Genomic DNA, 6,331 nt, shown 5'->3' with positions numbered 1-6,331 from the left:
CCCTCCGCCCACTCCGGGCGGGGGGCCTGCGGCGTTCCCGGGCCCGGCGCCGCCCGCCGTCGACCGCCGGGTGCGACCGGCGGCGGGCGGACCGGCCGGCGTCAGGGGCGGCGTACCTCTCCGGGAGGAGACGGCGGGGGCCGCCGTGCGCCCGCGGGTTGATCATGAAACAGACCTCGTGCCGACGGGGCGCGGCCGCCGCGCTCCTAGGCTCGTAGAGACCCCTGCCGGAGCACCGTTCCCGGTCAGGGCGGACGAGCCGGGGAACCATGACGACCTACCGATACACCGTGGCCGAGCTGCGCGGCCAGCTGCGCCAACTGCTCCTGAGCGGCGCCGCGATCGCCCTGGGGGTGGCCTTCCTGATCGCCTCCGTCAGCGGCAGCGGGGCGCTGGTGGACTCCTACAGCCAGACCGCGGCCGCCGAGGTCGGCCCCGGAGACATCCAGGTGACCAGGAAGGCCGCGGCCGGCGGGCTGGACGCGGCCGCCGCCGAGCAGGTGCGGCAGACCCCCGGGGTGGCCGCGGTGGCCCCGCGGCTGACCGGCAGGAGCGCCGTGCTGGCCGCCGACGGGCGGCCGCTCGACCGGACCGCCGCGGTCAGCGCCGTCGCCGAGGACCCGGCGCTGCGATGGCAGCTGCTCAAGGACGGCCGCTGGCCCGCCGGCCCCGGCGAGGTGCTGCTCGACACCGGGACCGCGCACCGGCTGGACGCCGCCGTGGGCGCCGAGGTCCACCTGACCCGGGCCGACGGCACCGCCGCCACCGCCCGGCTGGTCGGCACCCTGGACGAGCGGGGCGCCCCGAGCCTCGCCGGAGCCCCGATCATCGGCGTCCCGGTGAGCGCGGTCGCCGGCTACGCGACCGGCGTCACCACCGACCGACTCGACGTCAGGGTCACCCCCGGCGCCTCCCGGACCGGGACCGTCGACGCCCTGCGCGCCGCCCTCGGCGCCGACGCCCAGGTGCACACCCGCGCGGCCTCGGTCACCGAGGCGACCCGGCAGAGCAACACCCTGTACGGCGTGGTGCTGGTCGCCGCGCTCTCCTTCGTCCTGATCGCGCTCGCGGTGGCGCGGATGGTGGTCGGCAACACCTTCACGGTGGTGCTCGCCCAGCGGACCCGCCAGCTCGCCCTGCTGCGCTGCGTGGGCGCCGACCGGCAGCAGCTGCGCCGGCTGATCCGCCGCCAGGGACTGCTGCTCGGGGCGGGCGCCTCGGCGGCGGGCGTGCTGCTGGGGGTCGCCCTCGGCGCGCTCGGCACGGCCGTGGTCGGCGGGCTCGACCTCGGACCGGTGCACCTGTCGCTGATGCCCTCCCCGCTGACCTGCCTGCTGGCCGGACTGTTCGGCGTGCTGCTGACCCTGCTGGCCGTACGCGGCCCGGCGAAGGCCGCCGCGGCCGTGCCGCCGATCGCCGCCCTCGGCGGCACCCCCGCGCCGGCCGTCGGGGCGGCCAGGGCGCGGGCCGCGGTGTGGACCTCCGGGCTGCTGCTCGCGGGCACGGCGCTGCTGGTGGCCGGGGCGCTGACCCCGCCGCCGCTGTCGCTGCTCGCCGTCACCGTCGGTGCCATCGCCAACTTCTTCGGGGTGCTGCGGCTGTCCCACCGGGTGCTGCCCGCGGTCGTCGCCGTACTGGGCCGCCCCGCCCGCAGGCTCGGCGGGACGGCCGGCCGGCTCGCCACCCAGCAACTGCGGCTCAACCCCGGCCGCACCGGGGCCACCGGCTCGGCGCTGCTGCTCGGCGTGACCGTGATGGTCGGCGCGGTCACCGCGCTCGACATCACCTCGCAGTCGCTGGTGCCCGTGATGTCCGCGCGCCAGCCCGGCGTCTTCTCGGCGGCCGCCACCGGCGGCGGCGCCCTGCCCACCGGGGCACTCGGTGCCCTCGGCGCCGACCACGGGCTGACCGTCACCCCGGTCCGCTCGGCCACCGTCGACCTCGACGGCCGGCCCACCGTGGTCGCCGCCGTCGATCCCACCCGGCTCAACTCCTCGACGGACGACGTGGACCGGGCCCGCGCACTCACCGAGGGCACCGCACTGAGCGGACTCGGCGAGACCGGGGTGCGGCGGGCCGGCGGCGTCGAGCTGAGGCTCCAACCCGGCCGCAGCAGCCTGCCGTTCACCCTGCAGAGCGGCGCCACCCTGCTGGTGACGCCCACCACCCTGGACCGCCTCGCCCCCGGCGCGCCCGTCACCACGGCCTGGATCTCCCCGGCCGCCGGCGACGACCGGCCGACCGCCCGCCGGGCCCTGGACCGCGCCCTCGCCGACCACCCGCAGGTGACCGTCGCCGACACGGCCGCCCAGGCGGACACCCTGCGCTCGCTGCTGGACCGGCTGAAGACCGTCAGCATGGCCCTGCTGTCCTTCTCCGTCGCCATCGCCGGCCTGGGCGTCGCGGCCACCCTGATGCTCAGCATCAGCGAACGCTCCCGCGAGATCGGCATGCTGCGCGCGATCGGGATGTCGCGCGAGCAACTGCGCCGGATGCTCACCCTGGAGGCGCTGCTGCTCTCCCTGGCCGGCGCGCTGGTCGGCACCGGCCTGGGCGTCGCCTACGGCTGGGCGGCCGCCCGCTCGATCACCTCGACGCTGGGAACGGTCGGCACCCCGCCGGTCCTGCCGGTGCTGGCCGCCCTGACCCTGACCGTCCTGGTCGGCCTGGCCGCCGCGGTGCTGCCGGCCCGCCGGGTCGGACGGATGACCGCGGTGGCGGCGATGCGCGCCTCCTGACCGGGCCGGCCAGCCGGTGCACCGGAGCCGACCGCGCCCCGTGCCCTGACGCTCCCGGCGGGTGTGGCCGCCGAGGTGGGTCAGGCCAGGGTGAAGCGGGCTCGGGGGGCCTGCGGGCGGGCGGTGGCGAGGGCGAGGTCGGCGAGGAGGGACTCGGTTTCGCGGGTGCGGCGCAGGACGTCCGGGTCGAGGTCGACGACGACGAGTTCGCGCCGGTCCTCGCTCGCTTCGGCGATCAGCCGGCCGTCCGGGCCCCAGACCGCGCTGCCGCCGCAGGTGTGCCAGCCGCCGGTGCGGCCGATGTGGTTGGCGAGCACTGTGTAGAGGGTGTTGTCGAGCGCGCGGGCCGGGAACCAGGTGCGGGACTCGTGGTGGCCGTGTCCCATGCTGAACAGCGCGCCGACCAGGTAGGCGTGGCAGCCGTCGAGCGCGGCGGCCCGGGCGTGCTCGGGGAAGCCGGAGTCGTAGCAGACGCCGAGCCCGAGCCGCCAGCCGTCCAGCTCCAGGGTGCAGCCGGCCGTCCCGGGGCGGTAGTGCTCGCGTTCGGTCATGAACAGGTGCTGCTTGTCGTAGCGGGTGACGAACTCGCCGTCCGGGCCCAGGACGAGGGCGGAGACGCGCAGGTCGGCGCCGTCCCGTACGGCGGCGCCGACGATGGCGGCGGTGCCGGTCTCGCGGCAGGCCTCGGCGATCGGCGTGAGGCGCGGATCGCCGGGCTGGACGGCGTACTTGACGGGGTCGGCGCTGATCAGCTCGGGCTCGTACCCGGAGAGGACCTTCTCCGCGAACAGCACCAGCCGGGCGCCGGCCCGGGCGGCCTCGCGGATCAGTTCGGCGGCCTGGGCGACGTTGGCGGGTATGTCACCGGCCACGGCCTGGGCCTGGACGGTGGCGATCCGCAGCGGGCGCTCGGGGTAACCGGCGGGCGCGGCGGGGGAGATGGGGGCGGTGGTGTCGGGCATGGCCGTCACGCTAGCGTGGTGGCCGGTGGTGGCCGGGAGCGGGCCGTGGGGTGACGAGGCCTCAGCGGACGGTCTCGTCGGCCCGGCCGGACGGGTCGCCCGGGACCTCCTCCGGCGGGCCGTGCGGCCCGTCCTCGTCCAGCGGGGCGGCCGTGCGCGAGGAGCGCCCGCCCGACACGACGACCCGCTGGACCCGGTCCCTGGTGCGCCAGTTGACCCGCCGTACATCCCGGGCCAGGGCGCCGGGGCGCCAGACCTGGATCACGGCGGTCACGGTGCCCAGCACGATGCCGGCGGCCAGCCAGCCGGCCAGGACGTCGCTGGGCCAGTGCACCCCGAGCGCGATCCGGGTCCAGCCGATGGTCAGCACCGTGGCCGCCGCCACCAGGCAGGCGGCGGTGCGGCCGCGCCGGCGGACCCGGTACCAGAGCAGGCCGACCAGGACGGCGCAGGTGATCGCCGAGGCCATGGCGTGTCCGGAGGGGAAGGCCGGGCCGTCGGCGTGCGAGACCGGATCGGTGAAGGAGGGGCGGCTGCGGCCGAAGGCCAGCTTCAGCGCCCACTGGGCGCCCCAGCCGACCAGGGCCTGGGCGGCCACCCAGCCGGCCAGCACCCGTGCGCCGATCAACCAGAGCCACCCGGCGGCGATTCCGAGCAGCGTCCGCATCGTGACGGTGCCGCCGATGTCCGAGAGCGTCTGCACGGAGGCGGTCCACACCCGGTGTTCCCGGGCGTAGGTGTGCAGTTCGCCGATCCACTCCTGGTCGAAGCGGACCAGCGGGTGCCACTGGCCGGTCACCGGAGCGGCCAGCAGGCCGAACAGCGCGGCACAGCCCAGTGCGAGCGCGGTGTCCCGAAGGAGACTGCGGTTGCGCGCAGTGAGGCGGTTCGTGCTGTTGGTCAGGTGCATGACTGACACCTTCCCAGTGTCCCGTGCCGGGCAAGAGCCGGAGTGATAGCGATTCGGCATCGTTTGTGAGGAGGACCTGCGTGTGCCGGGGTGCGTGCGGCGGCGGAAAGCGGGGAACGCGGGGAACGCCGGCGGCCGTTCGCGGGTTCAACGGGTGGGCGGCGGCAGCGTGTGGGTCGAGTGAAGACATCGCTCCCGGAGCGGCCGGCCGATGGCACGGGACGCGCCCGACCGATCACTCAGCGTTCGAGGCCGGGGTGAAAACCGGCAGGATACTGCATCGCCGGGAAGAATCTGAGTGACTTGGGAATGTTGTCCGGATTCTGTTCGTTGGATCGTTACGTGTGTGCCTCCAGGGGCCCGCACTTCTTGCCCTCACGAGGCAGGCAGGCAGACCTCGGCAATACCAGCAAAGGGAGCAAGCATGGCCACCCGTGCCGTCGTTCGCGACAGGGCCGACCGGAGTCGCGCGGCCCGCCCGACCAACCTTGAGGCCGACCGCGACCTGGTCGGCATGTACCTCGACGAGATCGCCAGGACACCCCTGCTCGATGCCGCCGAGGAGGTCGAGCTCTCGCTGCGGATCGAGGCCGGCGTGTACGCCCAGCACCTGATGGACGAGGGCGGACTCCCCGACGGCGTCACGCGCGAGGAGCTGGAGACGATAGCCGCCGACGCCGAGCGCGCCAAGGACGTCTTCATCCGGTCCAACCTCCGGCTCGTGGTCGCCGTCGCCCGTCGCTACCCGCGCAGCGGCCTGCCGCTGCTGGACCTCATCCAGGAGGGCAACGCGGGCCTGGTGCGCGCCGTCGAGAAGTTCGACTACGCCAAGGGCTTCAAGTTCTCCACGTACGCGACGTGGTGGATTCGGCAGGCGATCACCCGGTCCATCGCCGACCAGTCCCGCACCATCCGGTTGCCCGTGCACCTGGTGGAGGAGCTCGGGCGGATCCGGCGGGTGCAGCGGGAGAAGTCCAAGGAGCTGGGCCGTGAGGCGGAGCCGGCCGAGATCGCGGCCGAGCTGGACACCACCGAGGCCCGGATCAAGGACGTGCTGGACTGGGCGCGCGACCCGGTCAGCCTCAACATGTCGGTCGACGACGAGGGCGAGACCCAGTTCGGTGACCTCGTCGAGGACACCGGGGCCACGTCCCCCGAGGACGCCGTGATGGTCATGCTCCGCCGCGAGGAACTGGACGACCTGATCGGGCGGTTGGACGACCGCACCGCCTCGATCATCCGCTCCCGCTACGGGATGGAGGACGGCCGCGAGCGCACCCTCACCGAGGTGGGCAAGCAGCACGGCCTCACCCGCGAGCGGATCCGCCAGATCGAGAAGCACGCGCTGGCCGAGCTGAAGAAGATCGCCGACCACGCGGGCTTCGAAGCCGCCTGACAGGCCACCCGACAGTTCCGCCTGGCAGGTTGCCCGACGAACCGGTCGGGCCCATGGGCCGAGCCCTCATCCGGGCCCTGGCGCGGAGCGTTCCGCACCGGGGCCCGAGGCGTGCCGCGGGGCTCTTAGGCTGGAGGGGAGGGACGAGTGGACGGAGTGGACGGCGTGAGCGAGCAGGGGCAGGAAAAGGGCCAGGAGCAGGACCGGGCGCAGGAGCCCCGGGAGGCTGCGGCCGCCAAGGCCCGGCTGGTCTTCCGGGACCCGTTGGACCAGCAGTCCAGTGACGACACCGATGCGGGCTGGGGTGCCCGCCCCGGGGCGGGGG

At 75.1% G+C, this 6,331-nt stretch carries 4 protein-coding genes; 2 read left to right on the top strand and 2 right to left on the bottom strand.

What is annotated here, in order from left to right:
• Nucleotides 1–269 precede the first annotated feature (269 nt).
• Complete coding sequence (locus ACIQOV_RS22100; RefSeq protein ID WP_401050922.1) at nt 270–2,738, top strand: FtsX-like permease family protein; 2,469 nt, start codon at nt 270–272, stop codon at nt 2,736–2,738.
• An 80-nt stretch (nt 2,739–2,818) separates the two neighbouring features.
• On the opposite strand, the gene ACIQOV_RS22095 is transcribed toward ACIQOV_RS22100, so the two are convergent.
• On the bottom strand, nt 2,819–3,700 hold the full coding sequence (locus ACIQOV_RS22095; protein WP_401050919.1) for a carbon-nitrogen hydrolase family protein: 882 nt from the start codon (nt 3,698–3,700) through the stop codon (nt 2,819–2,821).
• Nucleotides 3,701–3,761: 61 nt separating this feature from the next.
• Entirely contained in the window at nt 3,762–4,610 is an 849-nt protein-coding gene (locus ACIQOV_RS22090; protein WP_401050918.1) for a phosphatase PAP2 family protein, read from the bottom strand.
• A gap of 424 nt (nt 4,611–5,034) precedes the next feature.
• Here ACIQOV_RS22090 and ACIQOV_RS22085 point away from each other — a divergent pair, with 424 nt between their 5' ends.
• On the top strand, nt 5,035–6,006 hold the full coding sequence (locus tag ACIQOV_RS22085) for a sigma-70 family RNA polymerase sigma factor (RefSeq protein ID WP_359899812.1): 972 nt from the start codon (nt 5,035–5,037) through the stop codon (nt 6,004–6,006).
• The last annotated feature ends 325 nt before the right edge of the window (nt 6,007–6,331 follow it).

The sequence above is a fragment of the Kitasatospora sp. NPDC091257 genome, assembly GCF_044757675.1.
Lineage (GTDB): Bacteria > Actinomycetota > Actinomycetes > Streptomycetales > Streptomycetaceae > Kitasatospora > Kitasatospora lactacystinica.
This window is presented reverse-complemented; position numbering and strand designations above follow the sequence as displayed.